This is a genomic window from Botrimarina sp. (assembly GCF_040219535.1).
GTDB lineage: Bacteria > Planctomycetota > Planctomycetia > Pirellulales > Lacipirellulaceae > Botrimarina.
In genome coordinates this window covers 289,712-310,360 of the sequence record NZ_JAVJSH010000016.1, presented here as the reverse complement: position 1 = coordinate 310,360, position 20,649 = coordinate 289,712, and the positions used below count along the sequence as shown (strand labels likewise).

General features: G+C 69.7%; 21 protein-coding genes. 14 read left to right on the top strand and 7 right to left on the bottom strand.

Annotated features, from left to right (window positions below; translation table 11 throughout):
- Positions 1 to 48 precede the first annotated feature (48 nt).
- From RIC11_RS09195 to RIC11_RS09135, 13 genes are all read left to right on the top strand, one after another.
- Positions 49 to 804, top strand: a complete 756-nt coding sequence (locus tag RIC11_RS09195; RefSeq protein ID WP_350210518.1) for a flagellar hook assembly protein FlgD — start codon at positions 49 to 51, stop codon at positions 802 to 804.
- 91 nt (positions 805 to 895) lie between these two features.
- Positions 896 to 3,349 (top strand): flagellar hook-basal body complex protein, encoded by a 2,454-nt coding sequence (locus tag RIC11_RS09190; protein ID WP_350210516.1) that lies wholly within the window; start codon positions 896 to 898, stop codon positions 3,347 to 3,349.
- 92 nt (positions 3,350 to 3,441) lie between these two features.
- Positions 3,442 to 3,675 (top strand): flagellar FlbD family protein, encoded by a 234-nt coding sequence (locus tag RIC11_RS09185; RefSeq protein WP_350210514.1) that lies wholly within the window; start codon positions 3,442 to 3,444, stop codon positions 3,673 to 3,675.
- Between the two features lie 80 nt (positions 3,676 to 3,755).
- Positions 3,756 to 4,535 carry a motility protein A gene (locus RIC11_RS09180; protein WP_350210513.1) on the top strand — a complete coding sequence of 260 codons (780 nt, stop codon included), beginning with the start codon at positions 3,756 to 3,758 and terminating at the stop codon, positions 4,533 to 4,535.
- 129 nt (positions 4,536 to 4,664) lie between these two features.
- A complete protein-coding gene (locus RIC11_RS09175) occupies positions 4,665 to 5,363 on the top strand; it encodes an OmpA/MotB family protein (RefSeq protein WP_350210511.1) in 699 nt (232 codons plus the stop codon).
- A gap of 28 nt (positions 5,364 to 5,391) precedes the next feature.
- Positions 5,392 to 5,940 (top strand): hypothetical protein, encoded by a 549-nt coding sequence (locus RIC11_RS09170; RefSeq protein ID WP_350210510.1) that lies wholly within the window; start codon positions 5,392 to 5,394, stop codon positions 5,938 to 5,940.
- A gap of 40 nt (positions 5,941 to 5,980) precedes the next feature.
- Positions 5,981 to 6,583, top strand: a complete 603-nt coding sequence (fliN, locus tag RIC11_RS09165) for a flagellar motor switch protein FliN (RefSeq protein WP_350210508.1) — start codon at positions 5,981 to 5,983, stop codon at positions 6,581 to 6,583.
- Positions 6,584 to 6,760: 177 nt separating this feature from the next.
- Entirely contained in the window at positions 6,761 to 7,723 is a 963-nt protein-coding gene (locus RIC11_RS09160; protein WP_350210506.1) for a FliO/MopB family protein, read from the top strand.
- Positions 7,716 to 8,597: a flagellar type III secretion system pore protein FliP gene (gene fliP, locus RIC11_RS09155; protein WP_350210505.1), complete on the top strand. Its 882-nt coding sequence runs from the start codon at positions 7,716 to 7,718 to the stop codon at positions 8,595 to 8,597. The genes RIC11_RS09160 and fliP overlap by 8 nt, the downstream gene beginning before the upstream one ends.
- A gap of 112 nt (positions 8,598 to 8,709) precedes the next feature.
- On the top strand, positions 8,710 to 8,976 hold the full coding sequence (fliQ, locus tag RIC11_RS09150; RefSeq protein WP_350210503.1) for a flagellar biosynthesis protein FliQ: 267 nt from the start codon (positions 8,710 to 8,712) through the stop codon (positions 8,974 to 8,976).
- Between the two features lie 26 nt (positions 8,977 to 9,002).
- Positions 9,003 to 9,797: a flagellar biosynthetic protein FliR gene (locus RIC11_RS09145; protein ID WP_350210501.1), complete on the top strand. Its 795-nt coding sequence runs from the start codon at positions 9,003 to 9,005 to the stop codon at positions 9,795 to 9,797.
- Positions 9,798 to 9,841: 44 nt separating this feature from the next.
- Positions 9,842 to 10,927, top strand: a complete 1,086-nt coding sequence (gene flhB, locus RIC11_RS09140) for a flagellar biosynthesis protein FlhB (RefSeq protein ID WP_350210499.1) — start codon at positions 9,842 to 9,844, stop codon at positions 10,925 to 10,927.
- Positions 10,928 to 11,082: 155 nt separating this feature from the next.
- Positions 11,083 to 11,856: a DUF4261 domain-containing protein gene (locus tag RIC11_RS09135; protein WP_350210497.1), complete on the top strand. Its 774-nt coding sequence runs from the start codon at positions 11,083 to 11,085 to the stop codon at positions 11,854 to 11,856.
- Positions 11,857 to 11,989: 133 nt separating this feature from the next.
- Here RIC11_RS09135 and RIC11_RS09130 read toward each other — a convergent pair whose 3' ends face one another.
- The gene (locus tag RIC11_RS09130) at positions 11,990 to 12,562 is read right to left on the bottom strand and encodes a GNAT family N-acetyltransferase (RefSeq protein WP_350210495.1); all 573 of its coding nucleotides are present in this window, start codon (positions 12,560 to 12,562) and stop codon (positions 11,990 to 11,992) included.
- Between the two features lie 97 nt (positions 12,563 to 12,659).
- Positions 12,660 to 13,652: a DNA-3-methyladenine glycosylase family protein gene (locus RIC11_RS09125; protein ID WP_350210494.1), complete on the bottom strand. Its 993-nt coding sequence runs from the start codon at positions 13,650 to 13,652 to the stop codon at positions 12,660 to 12,662.
- 144 nt (positions 13,653 to 13,796) lie between these two features.
- Between RIC11_RS09125 and accD the strand changes: the two genes are divergently transcribed.
- The gene (gene accD / locus RIC11_RS09120; protein ID WP_350210492.1) at positions 13,797 to 14,702 is read left to right on the top strand and encodes an acetyl-CoA carboxylase, carboxyltransferase subunit beta; all 906 of its coding nucleotides are present in this window, start codon (positions 13,797 to 13,799) and stop codon (positions 14,700 to 14,702) included.
- 48 nt (positions 14,703 to 14,750) lie between these two features.
- Here accD and RIC11_RS09115 read toward each other — a convergent pair whose 3' ends face one another.
- The 5 genes from RIC11_RS09115 to fabG form a co-directional block, all read right to left on the bottom strand.
- Positions 14,751 to 15,935 carry a hypothetical protein gene (locus tag RIC11_RS09115; RefSeq protein ID WP_350210490.1) on the bottom strand — a complete coding sequence of 395 codons (1,185 nt, stop codon included), beginning with the start codon at positions 15,933 to 15,935 and terminating at the stop codon, positions 14,751 to 14,753.
- Between the two features lie 82 nt (positions 15,936 to 16,017).
- Positions 16,018 to 17,811, bottom strand: coding sequence for a hypothetical protein (locus tag RIC11_RS09110; RefSeq protein ID WP_350210489.1), 1,794 nt, complete (start codon positions 17,809 to 17,811; stop codon positions 16,018 to 16,020).
- A gap of 143 nt (positions 17,812 to 17,954) precedes the next feature.
- The gene (gene fabF, locus RIC11_RS09105) at positions 17,955 to 19,193 is read right to left on the bottom strand and encodes a beta-ketoacyl-ACP synthase II (protein WP_350210487.1); all 1,239 of its coding nucleotides are present in this window, start codon (positions 19,191 to 19,193) and stop codon (positions 17,955 to 17,957) included.
- Positions 19,194 to 19,331: 138 nt separating this feature from the next.
- The gene (locus RIC11_RS09100) at positions 19,332 to 19,574 is read right to left on the bottom strand and encodes an acyl carrier protein (RefSeq protein ID WP_350210485.1); all 243 of its coding nucleotides are present in this window, start codon (positions 19,572 to 19,574) and stop codon (positions 19,332 to 19,334) included.
- Positions 19,575 to 19,866: 292 nt separating this feature from the next.
- Positions 19,867 to 20,649 (bottom strand): 3-oxoacyl-[acyl-carrier-protein] reductase, encoded by a 783-nt coding sequence (gene fabG, locus RIC11_RS09095; RefSeq protein WP_350210483.1) that lies wholly within the window; start codon positions 20,647 to 20,649, stop codon positions 19,867 to 19,869.

Sequence of the window (20,649 nt, the reverse complement as noted above, 5' to 3'; positions counted from 1 at the left end):
CCCGGTCCGACGCCCCCCCCCGCCCACCGCCAACAGGCAATCCCCGTCATGTCCAGCATCAGCTCACTCGCGTCGAACACGCCGGCCCCCCAGCCGGTAGGCAACTCGATCAAGGAGCTCGACCTCGACGTGTTCCTCGAGCTGATGCTGGCGGAGCTGCAGAACCAAGACCCGCTCGACCCGACCGACAACGCCGAGCTGCTCAACACGATCTCACAGATCCGAGAGATCAGCGCGAACGACCGGCTCAGCGAGACGCTCGACTCGGTCCTGCTCGGCCAGAACGTCGCCACGGCCACCAGCCTGATCGGGACCGAGGTGGAGGGTGTCACCGACGGGGGGCAACCGGTCTCCGGACTGGTGCAACGCGTTGCGATCAACGACGGGCAGCCGGCGCTGGACATCGCCGTCGAGTCCAAAACGAGCGCCGGCGAGCGCGAGGGCGAGGTCGCCGAGGGCGATTACAACTACGAGGTCGTTTGGGAGTCCGAGGGGACCCGCTTCAGCGTGCAGGTCCCGGCGAGCACGAGCGAGCTGGGCGACGAGTTCGCCGGCTCGATCCGCCTAGAGAACCTGCCGCAGACCGACACGCCGAAGAAGGTCTACCGCACCGACCGCACGGGCTCGGGCGACCTGCACCTGATCGGCTCGCTGCCGGCCGGCCGCGGCGGCGTCGCGTTCACCGACACGGTCGGCGACGCCGGCCTGGGCAAAGAGTTGCTCACCGGCTCTCGGCAGGTGATCCGCTTCGCGGATTCGGTGACGATCAAGCTGAACAACGTGCGCAACGTGCAGACGCTGTAGCACACCGACAAGAGCGGGGGGACGCGGCGCCGCGGACGGCGCCGCGGGCGAGGAACACTAGCGAGAACGACCCGAACGGAGTCGAGCGAAAATGGGACTTCAATCCGCGATGACGACCGCCCTCACGGGCATGCAGGCGTCCGAGGCGTCGATCGACGTGATCGGCAACAACATCGCCAACTCGAACACCGTGGGCTTCAAGGCCTCCGAGGTGGTGTTCGCCACGCAGTTCCTCCAGACGCAGTCGATCGGCTCCGCGCCGAGCGACACCAACGGCGGCACCAACCCGCGGCAGATCGGCCTCGGCGTGAAGGTGGCCTCGATCTCCCCCAACTTCAACCAGGGCACCATCGAGATCAGCGCCAACCCGCTCGACCTGGCGATCCAGGGCGACGGCTTCTTGCTGGTGCAGGGGGGCCAGGGCGAGGAGCTGTTCACGCGCAACGGCCAGCTCAACCTCAACTCGCAGAACCAGGTTGTCACGTCGACCGGCAACAAGCTGCTCGGCTACGGCGTGAACGACCGCTACGAGCTGCAGACCGCCCGGCCCGTGCCGATCGAGATCCCCCTGGGCGGCGAGCGGGTCGCTCAGGCGACCAGCGAGGCGGTTTTCCAGGGCGTGCTGAACCCGACCGTCCAGTCGGGCACCGTGCCGGCCGAGATCCAGTCGGAGGTCTTCACCAACGACGCGGTCGAGCGACCCGACGACGCCGGCTTCACCAGCGGCGACCTGGCTATCCGCACCGCGCCGGGGCCGGGCGTGGCCGGCGTGACCGACACCGGCAGCCCGACGGGCCTTACCCCCGGCGAATACACGTACCGCGTCACCTTCCTCGACGTGAACGGCGCCGAGACCTCCGCTTCGACCGAGTTCAGCGTGACGGCGGGCGTCAACGACCAGATCGACCTGTCGTCGCTGCCGACCGACACGAGCGGCCAGTACGCGCAGATGCGGATCTACCGCACCGAGGCCGGCGGCTCCGACTTCTATCGGGTGGCGACCCAGCCGATCGCGGCGTCGACCTACACCGACACGCTCGACGACGCGACGCTCGCCACCGCCCCGGCGCTCGACACCGGCGCGCTGGACAACGGCTCCTACAGCTACTACTTCACGTACTACAACTCGGCCAACGGCGACGAGACCCGGCCCTCCGAGCTGTTCGGCACGTACGCGGTCAACGACAACTTCAGCTCGATCCGCATCGACCTCGGCGATTTGGCCGCGCCGAACGACCCCAGCTACAACAAGATCCGGATCTACCGCAACGCGTCCGGCGACTCCTCGAGTTACCGCCTGGTCGACACGGTCGACGCGCGGGGCCAGGGGGGCTACGTCGACAGCTACATCGACAAGACCCGCAGCGCCGACCTGTCGGCGACCACGCTCGACTTCGACGGCCGCGGCGTCGCCCGCGCGGGGAGCGGCACCGCGTTGCTCGACGTGACGCAGCGCGACGGGGCGAGCTACGTGAACGTGTTCGAGGAGGGGACGCTCGCGTTCACCGGCGAGCTGGGCGGGTCGTCGCTCGCGACCCAAGAGCTGCAGGTCACCTCGACGACGACCGTTCAGGACCTGATGGACTTCATCCACGACGCCGTCGGCCTGCAGACGCAGTCGAACGTCAACGACGTGCCGCTGCCCATCGGCGGCGGGTCGGTCTCGATCTCCGACGGCGTGCTGACCGTCACCAGCAACTACGGCGAAGAGAACGCGGTGTCGATCCCCCTGACCGCGTTCCGCCTCACGCCGACCGGCGCTTCGGTCTCGCAGACCGTGCCGATCAACTTCTCGGAGACCCAGGAGCCCAACGGCCCCGGCACGACCACGGAGTTCCTGGTCTACGACTCGCTCGGGTCGCCGCTCACGGTGCGGATGACGACCGTGCTGGAAGCGGCCGACAGCAACAGCACGACCTACCGCTGGTACGCGAGCTCCGGCGACAGCAACCCGACCCCGCCGGAGCTCACGACATCCGTCGGCAACGGCGTGATGGTCTTCGACAGCCGGGGCAACCTGGTCAGCGCGCCCAGCGCGCGGATCAGCATTTCGCGGGAGATCACCGCCAGCGAGTCGCCGCTGGAGATCGACCTGAACCTCAGCGAGATCACCTCGCTCGCGGAGACCAACTCCTCGGGCGACGCCGTCAGCAGCCTGAACATGATCCGCCAAGACGGCTTCCCGCCGGGCGTGCTCACGGACTTCATCATCACCGAGAGCGGCCTCATCCAGGGCCAGTTCTCCAACGGCACGCAGCGCACGCTCGGCCAGGTGCTGATGGCGCGGTTCGCCAACCCGCAGGGCCTCCGCCAACTGGGCGACGGCCTGTACGCCCCCAGCGTCAATTCTGGCGAGCCGTTCCGCGGCACGCCGGGCGAGGACGGCCTGGGGGCGATCACGGCCGGCGCGGTCGAGCTGTCGAACACCGACATCGGGCAGGACCTGATCGAGATGATCCTCGCGCAGACCCAGTACCAAGCGGGCTCGCGGGTGATCTCGACGGCCCAGGAGCTGCTGGACGAGCTGCTCGCGCTGCAGAGGTGATCGCACGCCGCACGGCGCCCGCGGGTGAGCTACGGTTCGGCGGCACGCGGTGCGCCGCGAGCCACGTCGCAAGGGCTGAAACGCTTGTACCGATGATCCGGCTGACCCGACTCGACGGCGAATCGTTCCTGCTCAACGCAGAGCTGATCAAGTACGTGGAGTCGCGGCCGGACACGTTCATCACCCTCACGACGGGCGACCGGATCGCGGTCGCCGAACCCCCCGACGACGTGCTCCGCCGCACGCTCGAGTACCACCAGTCGAAGAACCTGCTGCCCCGGCCCACCCCCCGACGGACCTCGGATAACACGGACACCTCGGGCTGAGTCGGCGCGTCGCCCCGCGCGGCGCCCCCCGTGCTGCTTGTCCGAGTTACCCGTGGTTTAATCGCCCCCGCTATCACAGCATGGACATCGCCACCGCCGCCGGCGTCGTCATAGCGATCGTGTTGATCCTCGCCTCGATCGTGTTGGGCGGCGGCAACCTGATGGCGTTCCTCGATCCGGCCTCGGTGATGGTGGTCGTGGGGGGCGCGATCGCCGCCACGCTGATCAGCTTCCCGCTGCAGAACTTCCTGAGCGTCTTCGGCGTGTCGATGAAGGTGCTGATGTGGAAGGTCGAGAAGCCGGCGGCGCTGATCGAGCAGCTCGTCGCTCTGGCCGAGACCGCCCGCAAGGAAGGCCTGCTCGCGCTGGAAGGCCGCCTGGGCGAGATCGAGAACGACTTCGTCAAGCTCGGCGTGCAGATGGCGGTCGACGGCACGCGGCCCGAGGTGATGGAAGACATCCTCCGCACGGAGATCGACGCGGTCGCCACGCGGCACCGCGACGGCAAGGCGCTGCTCGACTGCATGGGCCGCTTCGCGCCGGCCTTCGGCATGATCGGCACGCTGATGGGCCTGATCATCATGCTCGGCGACATGAGCGACCCGTCGAAGATCGGCGCCGGCATGGCCGTCGCCTTGCTGACGACGCTGTACGGCGCGGTCGCGTCGAACGTGGTTTTCCTGCCCTTCGCCGAGAAGCTGGGCTACACGAACAAGCAAGAGCTGCTCGCGATGGACATCGTCGTGCGGGGCGTGATGGCGATCCAGGCCGGCGAGAACCCGCGGGTCATCGAGCAGAAGCTCAACACGTTTATCCCCCCCAAGCTCCGCGCAAAGCAGGCAGAGGAAGCGGCCCCCTAGCGGGGGCTTCGGGCCTCGGGCTTCAGGCTTCGGGGTTCCGGCCAACCGACCAACACAATCCGCCGGCGTCTGCCCGAAGCCCGAAGCCCGCCGCCCGAAGCCAGTAGCCCGTAGCCCGAAGCCCCACCAATGGACGACGACGACGGCGCCGGCGACATCCCCGAGTGGATCGTGACGTTCGGCGACATGATGTCGCTGCTGCTCACGTTCTTCATCATGCTCGTGTCGATGAGCGAGATCAAAGAGCAAGAGAAGTTCCAGATGATGCTCGAGTCGATGCGCCGGCAGTTCGGGCCCGACGCGTCGATCGCCACGCTGCTCCCCGGCCGCTTGCCGCCGACGAACTCGTCGCTGCCGTCGATCTCCGCGGCGGGCCGCGCAAAGCGGCAAGACATCATGCGCGGCGGCAACCCGGTCAAGAGCGTCACCGGCGAAGACAGCCTCGTGCGGACCGTTCGGCCGGGCCGCGACACGACGGTCGGGGGCGTCGTGTACTTCGACGAGGAGTCGGTCGAGCTGACCGACGAGTCCAAAGGGGCCCTCCGCAAGATCGCCGCGCAGATCCTCGGCAAGCCCCAGAAGATCGAGGTCCGCGGCCACGCGTCGCGGCTGCCGGTCGAGGGCTGGGACCACTGGGGCCTCGCCCACCAACGCGGCCGCAACGTGATGGATTTCCTCCTCGAGCAGGGCGTGGAGGCCGAGCGTATCCGCCTCGGCTCGGCCGGCTCCCACGAACCGCTCGACGAGCGGACCGACGTCGAGAGCCGCCGCAAGAACGCCCGCGTCGAGGTCCTGATGTGGGACGAGACGCCCGCCGCCCCCCTGTGAACGCTTCCCTAGAAACCTCTGCCGTGCGATGAGCAACGAAACCGAACAAGGCCAGAAACGGGGCGGAGCGATCCTCCGCCTAGCCAAAGCGGGAGGGGTGGTCGCCGCGCTGGTGGTCGTCGAGATGGTGGCCGCCGCGATGATCGTGCCCTCGGCCAAGGAGACCGAGCAGCTCGCCCGCGAACTGGCCCACGCGGCCAAGGGCGAGGAGGCGCCGGTCGCCGACGCGGACCCGTCGCCGCTGTCCCCGGCCGACGAGACCGTCGAGGTGGAGCTCTACACCGACAACGTGAGCCGCTACAGCCCCGAATCGGACACCACGCTCAACCTGCAGGTGTCGGTGTACGGGGTCATCCTCACGAGCGAGCAAGTGGAGTTCGACACGCACTACGCCGCGCACGCCAACCGGATCAAGGAACAGATCAACCTCACGCTGATCGGCGCCGACGCGGGCGACCTGGTCGGGGCCGGGCTGGGCTTGATCAAGCGGCAGATACTTGAGAAGACGAACCGAACCATCGGCAGGCCGATGGTCCGCGAGGTCGTTTTCGCTCGCTTGAACTTCGTGCAACGCTAGCACGGCCCCGGCGACTCAGCGTGCCCAAGGAGGGGCGCCCATGGCCGACGAGTCTCTCAACCAAGACGACATCGAGGCCCTGCTCGCCGGCGCTTCGCCCGGTCCCTCGGGACCCGCCGGGCGGTCCGACGAAGGGCCAGCCGATGGCGACCAGCCAACCCTCGGCCAGGACGAGATCGAAGCCCTCATGGCGGGCCCCAGCCCCTACGACGCGCAAGAGGAGGCCCCCCTAGCTGGCGAGGCCTACAGCGCGTCGGGGAACGACGTCGAGCTGCTGCTCAGCCGCGCCCAGCAGGCGATCGCGTCGCTCGACGAGCCGCACGACGACCTGCCCGAAGGCGTGCAGCCGTTTCGCCTCGAGTCGTTCGGCGGCACGCCGGCCAACACCGACTCGGCTACCCTCGAGCTGGTGCGCGACGTGCAGCTCGATCTGAAGATCGAGCTCGGCCGCACCCGCATGCCGATCGAAGACGTGTTGCGCCTCCGCAAGGAGGCCGTCGTCACGCTCGACAAGCTGGCGGGCGACCCGGTCGACGTGTACGTCAACGGCCGGCTGATCGCCCGCGGCGAGGTGCTCGTCTTGAGCGACAACTTCTGCGTGCGAGTCACCGAGCTGATCGTGGGCGACTCGGCGGTCGCTTGAGGGTGTGGCGGGCGGCGGATGGCTTCACTCTGGTGACGGGCGACTGGGAACGCTTCTTTCGTAGCGTCGCTCGCCCCCCGTCCGTCCGCCATTGCTCTTCCTCCCTCCCGCGGCGGCGCCTATAAGCCGACCTTCCGCCCGATTCTCGGCGGAATGGTTCAAGCAGCGCCCCGCCTTATGCCGACGCACCGCCCGACGCCCGTGCTAGCGACGCTCGCCCTCTGGCTGCTGCCGTTGTCGGCGGCGGCGGGCGACGACCTCACGCCGGAGCGTTTCAGCCAGAGCCGGCCGGGCATGACGTCCGCCGGCCCCGTCGGCCTCGCGCGACGGGTCGATCACGAGGTGGCGCCGGCGACGTTCCACGCGCACGCCGCGAAGCCGCTCACCCCGCTGACCGTAGAAGAGATCGCCGAGCAAAGCGAACCGCCGGCCCAGCCACCGTCGCTCGACGCGGAGCCGCCCGCAGGGCGGCCCGAAGCGGCCGCCGAGGGCGTCGACGGGCGATCCGCCGCAGGGCCGTCAGCCGGTGAGCCCGACAACCGTTTGGTCTCGCCCAGCGCAGCCCAGCGGCTGCTCGCCCGCCGCCGCGAGCCCGCGCCCAGCTTCCCGAACCCGCTGGAATCGTTGCTCCAATGGCGGCCATCCAGCCAGCAGCTCGCCGCCACGGTGGGCGCCGGGCTGGTCGCGGTCGGCATGCTGATCTCGGTCGTGTGGCTGATCCGCTGCTGCACGCCGCAGTCGGCGCGCGTGCTGCCGCGCGACGTGGTCGAAGTCCTCGGCCGCGCGCCGCTTGGCGGCAAGCAGATGACCCAGCTGGTGCGTGTGGGGCCGAAGTTGGTTCTCGTCGCTATCACGCCGGAGGGGGTAGAAACGCTCACTGAGATCACCGACCCGGCCGAGGTGGCCCGGCTCGTGGCCGCGTGCGAGCACAGCCGCGGCGCCGGCGCCGAAGCGGAGTTCGACAGCCTGTTGCAGCAGATGTCGCTCACCAGAGCCGACGACGGCTTCCTCGGCGGCTACGCGGACCACGACCCCCACGACCACCGCGACGGGCCCCGCGGGTTCGCCGACGGCGCGTTCGACCCGCGGTCGCTCGCGGCCGCGTACGCCAACACGCCGGGGGGCCGGGGCGATGGTTAGGCTGCTTCTCGCTGTGCTGCTGGCGACCCTCATCGCCGCGCCGGTCGCGGCGCAGCCGCCGGTGGTGCTCGACCCGGAAGCGGAGTTCATCGACACGCCCGGGGTCGCGCGGGTCGATCAGAAAGCAGACAACGAGCCGGTCGCCCTGCTGGGCCTCGGCGGCCCCGACGAGTGGACCAAGCCCGAGCGGCTGAGCTCGTCGCTGCAGGTCATGCTCTTGCTGACCGTGATCAGCCTCGCCCCCGCGGCGCTGCTGATGACCACCAGCTTCGTGCGGATCATCGTCGTGCTCGGCCTGCTGCGTCAGGCGCTCGGCACTCAGCAGGCGCCCCCGGGCCAGGTGCTGACCTCGATCGCGCTGTTCGTCACGCTCCTGATCATGACGCCCGTCTGGAACGAGAGCTACACCGAGGGCGTGAAGCCGTACACCGATGGCGAGCTCACGCTGGAGGAAGCGTTCCAGCGCGCCGCCGCGCCGCTCCGCGACTTCATGGGCCGGCAGATCAAGCGGACCGACAGCGAGGGGGACGTGGTCCTGTTCCTCGAGCGGCTCCCGGACGCGATCGACCCCGACACCGGCGCGATCCATGACAACTACGCGTTGTACGAGCCGAATCCCGACGAGCAGTACGTGCCGCTCGCCGCCGTGCTGCCCGCGTACATGCTCAGCGAGCTCAAGACGGCCTTCCTGATCGGCTTCCAGATCTACCTGCCGTTCGTGATCCTCGACATCGTCGTGGCGAGCGTCACGATCTCGATGGGCATGCTGATGCTGCCGCCGGTGCTGGTGTCGCTCCCGTTCAAGCTGCTGCTGTTCGTGCTAGTCGACGGCTGGCGCCTGGTGATCGGCATGCTGCTAGAGAGCTTCGCGTGAAAGTGGCGCGAGGATCGAGGCCTGAGCCGCGAGCACGAGCGACCCGGCCGAACGCCCCCACTCCCTCACTCCTCACTCCTCACCCCTCACCCCTCAAGCCTCACCCCTCCCCATGAGCCCCGAAACCGCGGTCGACGTGTCGCGCGACGCCCTGTTCATCACGTCGATCATCTCTGCGCCGGTGCTGATCGCGGGGGTGGTGGTTGGCCTCGTGATCGGGCTCGTGCAGGCGCTGACTCAGATCCAAGAACAGACCGTGGCGTTTGTGCCGAAGCTGTTCGCAACGGGGCTGGCGCTGGCGGTCACGCTCCCCTGGATCCTGGGGCAGCTCATCGACTACTGCCAGGCGCTGTGGACAGGCATCCCGGCGACGCTCTGACGCCGTGCTAGGGCCGGGAGGGACGCGTGATCGACGGACTGGAAGCCGAATTGACGGAACTCGGCGTGGTGTTCGCGCTGGTGTTCGCGCGGGTCGGCGCGGCGGTCACCACGGCGCCGATACTCAGCGACCCGGCGATGCCGCTGCGTGTGCGGGCGTTGTTCGCGGTCACGCTCGCCGCGCTTGTCACGCCGACCGTGATCGCCGGCGAGCCGGAGCAGCCCCGCTACATCGACAACTTGCTGGAGCTGGGAGTCGCCTGCGGGGGCGAACTGCTGATCGGCTTGGCGCTGGGCCTGGGGCTGATGGTCATCCTGTCGGGCGTGCAGCTGACCGGGCAGATCGTCGGCCAGATGAGCGGCATGGCTTTGACCGAGGGCGCCAACCCGCTGTTCGGCGACACGGCCAGCATCTTCGGCGAGGTCTACTACCTGGTCGCCAGCGCGGTGTTCCTCGCAGCGGGGGGGATGCAGGTCGTGTTGGGCGGCCTGATGGACACGTTCGTGGTCGCCCCGCCCGGCGGCGGGGCGCCGCTCGCGGGGCTGATGGAGTCGTTCGCGTGCCTGGTTAGCGTCGGCTTCGAGGTCGGCGTGCGTGCGTCGGCGCCGCTGCTGCTGGCGTTGTTGCTGGCCACGATCGTGTTGGGCCTCGTCAGCCGCACGCTGCCGCAAATCAACACGATCGTCGTCGGCTTTGGCCTCAACGCGATGCTCACGCTGGCGGTGATGACCGCGTCGATCGGCGCCGCCGCTTGGGCGTTCCAGGCGCCGCTGGCGGGCTGGGTCGACGAGGTGATTGTCTCGCTTTCGCCGGTCCCGTGACCTCGCGCCCTACGGGGCGCCCCACCTAACCGAATCCGCGCGGCGTGGCCGAAACGTCCGGCGAAAAATCGTTCGACCCGACACCCCACCGCCGGCAACAGGCGCGTGAGAAGGGCCAGACCCCCTACAGCCAAGACCTCGGTTCGGCCGTGCTGCTGCTGGTGGGCGCGGGGCTGTTGTGGGTGTTTGGTGCCCGGGTTTCGGAGGCGATGATCCGTGTGACTCGCCGGCTGCTCGGCGAGGCGATCGAGCCGGTCGCCGACTCGTCGACCGCGACCGCGGCGCTGCTCGGCCTGTCGGCGGAAGTGGGCGTCGCCTTCGCGCCGATCTTCGGGCTGCTCGCACTGGCCGCGGTGCTGAGCAGCGTCGGCCAGGTCGGCTTCTTGTTCGTCCCCAGCCGCTTGCAGCCCGACCTGGCGCGGATCAACCCGATCAAGGGGATCGGCCGGATCTTTTCGGCGCAGGGCGCCGCGCGGCTGGGGTTCGGGCTTATCAAGGTGGCGGTCGTGGCGGCGGTCAGCTGCGCGGCGCTCTCCACGCGCGTGCCCGCGGTCCTCGAGGCGGCGGGCCTCGACACCGCGCAGTTCGTCGTGCTGCTGACCGACACGGTCTTCGCCACGGTGTTCTTCGTGGGCCTCGCGCTGCTGGTGCTCGCGCTGGCGGACCTGGCGTTCCAACGCTGGAAACACGAGCAAGACCTCAAGATGACCGCCCAAGAGGTCAAGGAGGAAATGAAGAACCTGCAGGGCGACCCCGAGATCGCCGCGCGACGGCGCCAGGTGCAGCGGCAGATGGCCGCCGCCCGAGTGAGCCAGGCCGTGCCGAAGGCCGACGTGGTGGTCACCAACCCGACGGAGCTGGCCGTCGCGCTGCGTTACGACGCCGACAAGATGGCCGCACCGGTCGTCGTCGCGAAGGGGGCGGGCGTGCTCGCGCAGCGGATCCGCCGCTTGGCGTTGGAGAACCACGTGCCGATCATCGAGCGGAAGCCGCTCGCGCGGCTGCTGTACAAAGAGGTCGCCATCAACCACCCCGTGCCGTCGGAGAGCTACGCCGCGGTGGCCGAGGTGCTCGCCTACGTGTACCAGCTCAAGGGCAAGAAGCCGCCGCGCGCGCCGCGGGCCGCGTAGGCGCCACCGGGGTTGTTCGCCGGGGCTGACGGTTGCTCTGGGCCACGCTGCGTGGGCCCGCCGGTGGTTTAAACGCTCGCTGGCAGGGGCCATACTGCCGGGCCCGCCGGCTTCCGCTGCCGGCTGTGCCACCCCTCGCCGAGCGAGCGCCGCGTATGCCCTCTAGTCCGTCGATCGCCCTGGTAGCCCTGACGGATCGTGTGCTGCCCGATACGGAGAGCGTTCTGGCCGAGCTGGCGCGTGTCGCCCCCGGGGATCCCTCGCCGAGGCTGGTGAGCCGCACAGCGAACGCGTTCACGATCGCTTGGCCGGACGAGGCGACAGCCAACGTCACACTGGTCGACAAACCGATCCCGTGGTCGCGGCTCGAAGGCCCCTGCGCCACGGCGTGGTACTGGCCGGAGGCGGCCGACGCGCTCAAGCCGCACACCGACCACCTGTTCCTCACGCTGATCGACGAGCACAGCCCCGCGCTCGACAAGAGCTTCCGTCTCACACAGCTGGCGATCGCCGCGGCCGCGGCGAGCCCCGCCGCGGGCGTCGTGTGGGGCGCCTCCGGCGCCGTGCACGAACCGGCCGCGTTCGCCGACCTCGCCCTCCGCTCGAGCAGGTCGGACCTGCCGCTGCACCTGTGGGTCGATTTCCGCGTGTACCAACGCGACGACCAGCAGAGCTTCGGCTTCTTCACCACCGGCATGGAGGCGCTCGGCCGCCGCGAGCTCGAGGCGCCCGCCTACCACGGCGACCCTCAGCAGCTGATCGCCGCCGCTTACAACATCGCCCACTACGTGCTGGAGCGCGACGCGGTGCTGAAGGACGCCGAGGTCATCGGCCTGCCCGACGAGTCGCAGGTGACCGTCCGCGAGGACCGCTCACTGATCGACCCCGAGCAAGAGGTCTTCCGGCTCGAGTTCGAAACGGCCGGCTGATCGCGCCGACGGCGTCGGGCGCGCCCAGCCAATCCCTCTAACAGGCCTAGTTCGGACAGCGTCCACCAGAGGAATCACGCAGCGACACCCCATCCGCTTCGCGAGGCCCCCGTCCCTCACAGCCCGCCCCTCCTCAGTACCCCTTCCCGCGCAAGTCGATCACGCCCTCGGGCCAGTCGGCGTCGGCCGGGTAGCGGAGCACGACGTCGTCCCAGAACGGGCAGCGGTCGGGTTCTTCGCTCTTGGAGTTGATGATCCGGTTCGCGGCCCGCACCGCGCCGAGACGCTCGTAGAACGGCTCGACGGCGAAGCTCGTCTGGAAGAGGCTGGCCGGGAACGCGCCGGCGACGACCCGCCCGAGCGCCGCCTCGACGACCGCCGCCCCGTAGCCCCGCCCGCGGCACGCCGGGTCGGAGGCCACCATGGCGAGGGCCATCACCGGCCACGTTCTGCCATCGGCCTCAATCTCCCGGAGGAAGGTCAGCGCGTGAGCGACCACCCGGTCGTCTTGCCGAACGACGTAAGCGATTGGCGCCGTGGAGTCGGGGCCGTCGTACTGGCGGCCCAGCCGCTTGAGCTGCTCGGCGCGCTCGACCGGCCCGCGGTCGGGCCGCGGCCACACGGCCGAAAGCAACGCGCCGGTCGCCAGCGCGAGGTCGTCGCTAAAGCTGCTCAGGCGGCAGGCGGCCACGGCGGGAGGCGTCATCGGCATAATCGTCACTAGCGGTTCGGCGGGCCCGGGCGTGTGCCTTAAGCATAGCCCGCTCTGGTCTCGGGCGTCCGCACGAGCGTCCGTGCCGATGCTAGCGGAGCCGGGCCGCGGTGAAGCTGGTCGCAACCCGCTCTGGGTTCCAGGTCCAGGCCTTGCCCCGGCGGCGTTCGTAGTCGCGCCACAGCTCGTGCCAGTAGGCGAGGAAGCGGTGTGGCCGGTACGGCTCGTAGTGCTCGTGGATCGCCGCGTCGAGCTGCTTGCTGTTGGCGGGCCGCTGGGCGCCGTGCGTGTGGCAATAGAGCCGGTAGGTCTCGGTGTCGATCGGCAATTCGTCGTCGTGCCCCAACAACTGCAGCACGTTGGCGGTCGCGTAGGGGCCGAACCCCTCGATCGAAAGCAGCGCTTCACGGAGCTCCTCGGTGGCGCGTTGGGGGGACTCGAACCAAGCCGGGTCGAGCTCGCCCGAATCGAACCGCCGCGCGAGCTTGATGATCCGCGCGGCGCGGTAGCCCACGCGGCAGTCCCGCTTCAGCCGGGCGGGCGTCTGGCGGGCGAGTTGGCCGGGGGTCGGGAACGCGCCGCGGCCGACGCGCGCCACGAGCCGCTCGTTCATCCGCACGGTGCTCGGCCAGCCGACGTTGCAGCTGGTGATGGTCTTGACCATGTCCTCCAGCAACGTCGGCGAGCGGAACAGCCTGCCGAAGCCCCGACGGTAAGCGGCCGGGTGGGCCCGCCGCCACGAGGCGAGGTCCTTGTCGACACGCAGCATGCGTCGCACGCCGGTGCGCACGGCCCGCTTCGCGTCGGCCGACAGCGGCCGATCGCAGCGCACCCGTAGCGGGGCGCCACGGCCGCCGGGCTGGTCGACGACGGCGCCGAGCGGCTCGCTTGCGAAGCCGAATTCGGCCGCGTCAAACGTCCGAAAAAGCGCCTGGTCGCTCGGCGACCACCGGTTCGGCGCCAGCAGGAAGTAGCCGTACGAGCAGACCACCCGCGGGAACCAGAAATCACGCGGCACGGCGACTTTCAAGACCGTGTCGCGGCCCCCGCGGGCGCCGTCCGAGCCGCCTAGGGCGTTCGCCATCGCTCGTCCCCTTGTTCCGCACCGCTCGTCCCTTCGCTTCAACCCCGGCATGGCTCTCACGCCGGCGGATTGCTACCATAGCGGCAAGACGCGCCCGTTCCCGCGCCCCCCCTCTCCTAACCCAACCGCCCGACGTCCCCGGACATGTCGATCGGCGAATATTCCGCAGCCACCGGCCCCACAACTCCAGGCCCCACGCCGCACGGCGACCGGGCCGACGAGCCGCCTGCGCCCACCGGCCGCCCCCGGCTGAAGCGGGGCGTGCCGAGCGGCCTGTGGCTGCGCTGCGACGACTGCGGCGAGACGCTCTTCCGCAAGGAAGTCGAGCGGCTGATGAACGTGTGCAACGTCTGCGGACGGCACATGTACCTCAGCGCCCGCGACCGGGTGCGTTACGTTCTCGACGACGGCACGTTCGACGAGTGGGACGCCGACCTCTCGCCGGCGGACCCGCTGGGGTTTGCAGACAAGAAGCCTTACGCGGAGCGTGTCGTCGCGGAGCAGAAGCGGACCGGCCTGCGCGACGCGGCGCTGACCGGGGCGGGGATGATCCGCGGCCGCCGCGTGGCGTTCGGCGTGACGGACTCCGCGTTCATCATGGGCTCGATGGGCTCGGTCGTAGGCGAGAAGCTCACGCGCCTGATCGAGCGTGCGACCGAGCAGGGGCTGCCGCTGGTGATCATCAGCGGGTCGGGCGGCGGCGCCCGGATGCACGAGGGGATCCTCTCGCTGATGCAGATGGCGAAGGTCTCGGCCGCGCTGGCCCGCTACGACGACGCCGGCGGCCTGTTCATCTCGGTGCTCACGAACCCCACGATGGGCGGCGTGGCGGCGAGCTTCGCGTCGCTGGGCGACCTGATCCTGGCCGAGCCGAAGGCCCTGATCGGCTTCGCCGGCCCACGCACCATCAAAGCGACCCTCCGCACCGAGCTGCCCGACGGCTTCCAGACGAGCGAGTTCTTGCTCGAGCACGGCTACATCGACCGCATCGTCCGCCGCGCCGACCTCAAGAGCGAGATCGCGCGGATCATCGACTACTGCGGCAAGTGAGCCGGAGGCTCCGCCTCGGCAGGCGTTCCGCTTGATTTCGTGACCGGCTCAGCAAAATACCCCAGGGCGGCCTCGGAACACGCCTAGCAGGACGGCCGCCAGAAGGCCGAACACGATCGATCCCGGTTCGGGCGTGGTCGCTGCGGGGGACCGGCTGGCGCCGTAGTTGGCGGCCCAGCCGCTGTAGGAGCCGATCGGAGCTGGCGTGCCGAGTGCGTCGCGCCAGACCGTGTAGTCGGCCGCGTCGACGACCTGGTCGAGGTTGTAATCGCCCGGCAACGGCGAGCCGTCGGCGACCTCCCAGCCCAGGTCCGCCAGCGCGGCCGCGTCGAGCGTGGTGAAGAACTTGCGGCCTCCTTCCAGCAGGTCGGGATCGAGCGCCGCTTCTTGCGAAGCGAACCCGCCGTACACCGTGCTCACGGTCCCGGCTGCCCAGTGGTCGCGATCCGCGTTGAGCATCGGCGGCGTGCCGCCGTTGGCGGCTATCGCGCTGGCGCCGATGAAGGCCGAGCCGCTGGTGAGCGTCTCCCAGACGGTCGGGGGCTCGGTCCCGACCAGCGCCGCCGGAGTGGTTAGCCCTATCCCCAGCGCGTGAGCCAGCTCGTGCAGGGCGACCGAGAACAAGTCGTTCTTGCCCGGGCCCGGGTCGGTCGTGTGGTCGAAGTGCCAGGGCGTGCCCGGGTTGTTGTCGAACGTGAGCGCTCCGCCCCAAGCGGCGAACTCGCCCACGGGTTGGCCGCGGAGCTCGACCGCGGCGCCGAACGCGTCGTTCGTCGCGTTCAACAGGGCGATCTCGTCGGAGGTGAAGCCGCCACTGGGCGTGAAGCTCCAGCCGAACCCGCCGGGCCCTCCGAGGCCGATCGTCGAACCGCTGATGCCACGAGCCCCCACAAAGATGCGAAACTCGTCGGCCGCGATCGTTAGGTCCGGCAGCTCGAGCAGGGCGCCGGTGCTGGGATGGTTGACGCTCGCCGACCACCGCCACTCGGCCTGGCCGTCGAAAATAGCGCTTTGGAACGGCGGGGGCGTCTCGATGGGCGAGAGGCTGTCCTCGAGCACCTCCGAGAAGAACGACGCGGCCGCCTCGACGGTCGAGCGGGCCGCGGCGCCGTCGGCCGACTGCGGGCTGAAAAAGCCGCCTGTGTCGTACGTGTAGTCGATAACGACGTTCACCGCCGCCGCGGGCGAGGCCGTCACCGCGAGCGCGGCGGCCCGGAGCAAGAATCGCTTCATCGCTTGCCTTCTTCGCTGTCCCTGCGATCGAACGCGGCCCGCCGGCGGCGGCGCCTCACCAGGCCGTTCAATGCCACCTAGCCTAAGAGCGGAGCGGGAAGCCGGCAACAAATAACGGCAAACCGCGGGCCAGGGGCGCCAGCACGAGCGCGGCGATCGCGAGTGAGCCGGCGCCGCTCTCGGGCACGGCGACCGGCGATTGGCCGTAGGCGGCCGCCCACGCGGAATAGTCGCCGGGGCCGACAAACGCATCGTCGTCGGCGTCGGCCGCCGTGAGCGGCCCCGAGCTGCCGAGCGTGTCGCGCCACACCGTGTAGTCGGCCGCGTCGACGAGGCCGTCGCCGTTGAAGTCGCCCGGCGGGCCGTCCTCGGCCACACGCAACACCAGCGAGCCGGGCCGCTGCTCGATCCGCCACTCCAAGCCGTCGGCCAGCGCAGGCGCATCGACACTGGCGAAAGCGCCGTTGATATTCGACGCCCGGACCAGCTCGAAGGCGTCGCCGGCGGCCGGCGTGTGCTCGCCGCCGAGCGGCTCGATCGCCAAGGCGCCGCCGAGCGCCACCGTGCCGTCGGCCAAGAGCGTGTTGGTCCACCCGTCGGGGTGGAGGGAAACCGCCAGCCGCGCGGCGTCGGCGAGCTCGACGTCGCCCCCGAAGGCAAAGCCGACGCCGGCGGGAGTCAGGCCTGCCTCGAATAAGGCGAGGCCCGGCCCCATGGCCGGCCTGCCCGAGTAGTCGCCAGTAAAGCGCGCGACAGACGATTCCGCGATCGTGAGCCCCCCGCCCCGGACATGGACCGGCCCAGAGAGAGTGGAGTCGCCGGCGATCGACACGGCCCCGCCGGAGACCACCAGCCCGACCAGCCCGCCATTGACGGCCAACCGGGCGTCGCTCACGGTGAGGAGCCTGCTGTCTGAGATCGTCAGACCGCTTTGGGCGAATGACGCTTCGCCGCCTGCCTCGATGGCCAGCTCCGCATTGGGCCCGAGCGTGAGCGTGGCGGCGGTCGGCTCGGCGTATCGCCCGCCGACGATCGCCAAGCGATAGCGGACCTCGACCGAGCCGCCCGAGTTCACCAGGGAACCGGTCGCCGAGACCGTCGCGTCGTACAGCGAGAGCTCGCCGCCGGAGAAAACCGCGACCGACCCGTTGCCGGTCACGCCGAGGCCGCCCTCGCGGCCGATGTGGGCAACGCCGCCATCAAGCTGCCGGAGCGTCGAGCCCGCGATTGACAACTCGCCAACGGCCTCGGGCGCATCGCTCGCGATGCGGAGGGCGGCGACTTCGGCGCTCGTGCCGAGCTCAAGGTTCACGACGCCCGCGCGGTCGTTGTTGCCCGACTCGGCGATCGTCAAGTCGCCCAACGCGACCCCCGACGCGGCCAGCAGCCGCAGCGTCGTGGAGCTGGCCAGCACGCCGCCGCCGACCCGCGTGGCGCCGGCCGCCAATCCGCTCTGATCGACCTCCAGGCGCGAGCCCGGCGCGAGCGACAACTCGCCGGCCACCTCCAACCGCGTCCGCACGAGTCTCACCTGGGGTGTTCCCTGCCCGACGCCGAGGACGGCGTCGCCCGCGACTCGTAGGGTTGCTTCGCCGGGGCTGAGCGCCCGGAACGATGGATCGCCGCGGACCACGGTCAGGTCGTCGATCTGCCGCTCGGCGCCGGGTGGAAAATACACCCCGTAGGCGCCAAACACGTCGAACCGAGCCGACTCGGCGAGCGTGTCAGGGGGATCGGCCGCGGACCAGCGCGATGGGTCGTCCCATTGGCCGTCGGACGACGCGACCCACGAGCGGGTTTGAGCCAAGGCCGGCAGGCCCAAATAGCCCACGGCGAGCCACGCTAACAGGCCACGAACGCGGGGGGAGAATTGCATCGGAACCTGCCAAATACCGGGGACGAAGGCGCCGCGACCGCGGCACTCTAGCCTCCCAGCTCGGGCGGTTACAAAGGATTTCCCGGGTCGCCTGGTACGGATTGCCTACGCGCAGACGCGCCGGCGAGCGGCTTCGGTGGGCGTCACTTGACGCGGCCGAACAGCAGCGAGGCGTTGTGGCCCCCGAAGCCGAAGCTGTTGCTGAGGGCCACCCGCACGGGGCGTTCTTGCGGCTCGTTCGGCGCGTAGTTGAGGTCGCAGTCGGGGTCGGGCGTGTCGAGGTTGATCGTGGGGGGGCAGACGCCCTCGCCCAGGGCCTTCAGGGTGACAACGGCCTCGACGCCGCCGCTGGCTCCGAGCAGGTGCCCCAGGTGGCTCTTGGTGCTCGACACACAGAGGTCGTACGCGTGGGGGCCGAACACGGACTTGATCGCCACGGTCTCGGCGCGGTCGCCAAGCGGCGTGCTGGTGCCGTGGGCGTTGATGTAATCGACGTCTTCGGGGGCGGCGCCGGCGTCTTTGAGGGCCTCGCTCATGGCGCGGGCCGCGCCGCTGCCGGCCGGGTCGGGCTGGGTGATGTGGCCGCCATCGCCCGAGGCGCCGTAGCCGAGCATCTCGCCGTAGATCTTCGCCCCGCGGGCCTTCGCGCGCTCGTACTCTTCCAGGACGACGATGCCCGCCCCTTCGGAGAGCACGAAGCCGTCGCGGTCTTTGTCGAACGGGCGGCTGGCGCGGGGCGGGTCGTCGTTCCGCTCCGAGAGGGCCCTCATGTTGGCGAAGGCCGACAGGCCCATCCGGCTGCACGCGGCCTCGCAGCCGCCGCTGATCACCACGTCCGCCGCGCCGCGCTGGATCAGCTTGAACGCGCTGCCGATCGAGTTGCTAGCGCTGGCGCACGCGGTTGCGATCGAGTAGTTCGGCCCCTTCAAGCGGTACAGGATCGACACGTGGCCGCTGGCCGCGTTGAGCATCAGCTTGGGGATCGTGAACGCCGAGACCTTGTCCGGGCCCTTGTGCAGCAGCCGCTCGACCTGGGCCTCCATCTCCGACAGGCCGCCGACGCCCGACCCGATGACCACGCCGCATGCGAAGGGGTCTTCCTTCTCGAACTCGATGCCGCTGTCGCGGACCGCGTTCACAGCGGCGACCACGCCGAGCTGCGCGTAGCGGTCCAGCCGGTTGGCTTCCTTCTTGGGCAGGTAGCCGTCGGTCGTCCAGTCGTAGACGTCGCCCCCGATCCGCACCTTCTGGTCGCTCGTGTCGATCGACCGCAACAGGTGCACGCCGCTCTCGCCGGCCAACACCCGCTTCCAAAGGTCCTCGACATCGCAGGACAGCGACGTCACGGCTCCCAGTCCGGTCACTACGACTCGACGGCTCATCTTCGGGCGACTCCTCTCCCGCGTCGCGGATGGGGCGCGCCGGCAGGCTCCGTGAAGCGACCCCCTCGCAGAGACCGGCGTGACGCCGGGCGGAGCGTTTAGAGGGGCCTCACGCCAGGGCGGCGCCGGCTAGGGCGGCTACTCTCCCGCCTGCTCTTTCTCGATGAATTCGACCGCCTGGCCGACCGTTTGGATCTTCTCTGCGGCGTCGTCCGGGATGTTGATGTCGAACTCTTCCTCGAGCTCCATCACCAGCTCGACCGTGTCGAGCGAATCCGCGCCCAGGTCGGTCACGAACGAGGTTTCGGGGGTGATCTTTTCCTTCTCGACGCCGAGCTGTTCGGAAACGATCTCGGTAACGCGTTCCAGCGTGCTGGCCACGGCCGTACTCCTTAATAGACGCCTGTTTTCGCTTGGTGCGGGTTGGCGGCACACCGCCGCCGCTTGGTACCGCTATACGAATGGTTCGTTGATGCTGTGCTTTCCGCCGTCGGGACGCGACTCGCGGGTTCCTGGCGGCGCCGGCGCCGCCATCGCCCGGCGGCGAGAAGCGTCACAAAATAGAAGGGTTTCGCAAACCGGGTCAAGGTGGTTGGGGCCGCTTCGCGGTTGGCTCGGCGTTTCGGGCTTCAGGCCTCGGGGGCTCTGTTCCCGGCTTTTGGGACCGGAGGCCTCAACAAGTCATCCCCCCGTCGATCGTGAGGACCTGGCCCGTGATGTAGGCGGCCGAGTCGCTGGCGAGGAACACCACCGCGTCGGCGATTTCTTGGGGCTGCCCCTCTCGTTGCAGCGGCACGACGGCCTTGATCCGCTCGGTCACCGCCTCCTCACCGGCCGCCTTCTTCAGGGCGTCGGTCATGTCGGTCGCGATGAAGCCGGGGCAGATGGCGTTGACGGTGATCGCGCGCCGTTTGCTGGCAAGCTCGCGGGCGACGGTCCGGGTGAACCCGATGACGCCTGCCTTCGAGGCCGAGTAGTTGGCTTGGGCCTCGTTTCCCCGGAGACCGGAGGTGCTGCTGATGTTGATGATCCGCCCTCGTTTGGCCCGCATCATCACGCCGGCCGCCGCGCGGCTGAAAGCGAACACGCTCCGCAGGTTGGTGGCGATCACCGTGTCCCAGTCTTCGTCGGACATCCGCGGCAGTAGCGTGTCGCGGGTGATGCCGGCGTTGTTGACCATGACGTCGACGCGGCCCCACTCCTCGGCGACTTGCTCGACGAGCTTCGTCGCCGCGTCGGTGTCGGCCACGTCGCAGGGGTACGCGGCCGCAACCCCGCCGGCCGACTCAACTTCGGACACGGTCTCCGCCAGCTTGTCGGCGCTGCGGGCAACGCAAGCGACCTTCGCGCCGCTCTCCGCGAGGCGCAACGCGATCGCCTTGCCGATGCCCCGCGAGGCGCCGGTCACGATGGCGACTTGATCGGTGAGGTCGGCGGAGATGCGCGCGTCGGCCAT

Bases quoted from the DNA above. Each gene is read 5' to 3' on its own strand.
- RIC11_RS09195 (WP_350210518.1), top strand. From the start codon at position 49: ATGTCCAGCATCAGCTCACTCGCGTCGAACACGCCGGCCCCCCAGCCG.
- RIC11_RS09190 (WP_350210516.1), top strand. From the start codon at position 896: ATGGGACTTCAATCCGCGATGACGACCGCCCTCACGGGCATGCAGGCG.
- RIC11_RS09185 (WP_350210514.1), top strand. From the start codon at position 3,442: ATGATCCGGCTGACCCGACTCGACGGCGAATCGTTCCTGCTCAACGCA.
- RIC11_RS09180 (WP_350210513.1), top strand. From the start codon at position 3,756: ATGGACATCGCCACCGCCGCCGGCGTCGTCATAGCGATCGTGTTGATC.
- RIC11_RS09175 (WP_350210511.1), top strand. From the start codon at position 4,665: ATGGACGACGACGACGGCGCCGGCGACATCCCCGAGTGGATCGTGACG.
- RIC11_RS09170 (WP_350210510.1), top strand. From the start codon at position 5,392: ATGAGCAACGAAACCGAACAAGGCCAGAAACGGGGCGGAGCGATCCTC.
- fliN (WP_350210508.1), top strand. From the start codon at position 5,981: ATGGCCGACGAGTCTCTCAACCAAGACGACATCGAGGCCCTGCTCGCC.
- RIC11_RS09160 (WP_350210506.1), top strand. From the start codon at position 6,761: ATGCCGACGCACCGCCCGACGCCCGTGCTAGCGACGCTCGCCCTCTGG.
- fliP (WP_350210505.1), top strand. From the start codon at position 7,716: ATGGTTAGGCTGCTTCTCGCTGTGCTGCTGGCGACCCTCATCGCCGCG.
- fliQ (WP_350210503.1), top strand. From the start codon at position 8,710: ATGAGCCCCGAAACCGCGGTCGACGTGTCGCGCGACGCCCTGTTCATC.
- RIC11_RS09135 (WP_350210497.1), top strand. From the start codon at position 11,083: ATGCCCTCTAGTCCGTCGATCGCCCTGGTAGCCCTGACGGATCGTGTG.
- RIC11_RS09130 (WP_350210495.1), bottom strand. From the start codon at position 12,562: ATGACGCCTCCCGCCGTGGCCGCCTGCCGCCTGAGCAGCTTTAGCGAC.
- RIC11_RS09125 (WP_350210494.1), bottom strand. From the start codon at position 13,652: ATGGCGAACGCCCTAGGCGGCTCGGACGGCGCCCGCGGGGGCCGCGAC.
- accD (WP_350210492.1), top strand. From the start codon at position 13,797: ATGTCGATCGGCGAATATTCCGCAGCCACCGGCCCCACAACTCCAGGC.
- RIC11_RS09115 (WP_350210490.1), bottom strand. From the start codon at position 15,935: ATGAAGCGATTCTTGCTCCGGGCCGCCGCGCTCGCGGTGACGGCCTCG.
- RIC11_RS09110 (WP_350210489.1), bottom strand. From the start codon at position 17,811: ATGCAATTCTCCCCCCGCGTTCGTGGCCTGTTAGCGTGGCTCGCCGTG.
- fabF (WP_350210487.1), bottom strand. From the start codon at position 19,193: ATGAGCCGTCGAGTCGTAGTGACCGGACTGGGAGCCGTGACGTCGCTG.
- fabG (WP_350210483.1), bottom strand. From the start codon at position 20,649: ATGGCCGACGCGCGCATCTCCGCCGACCTCACCGATCAAGTCGCCATC.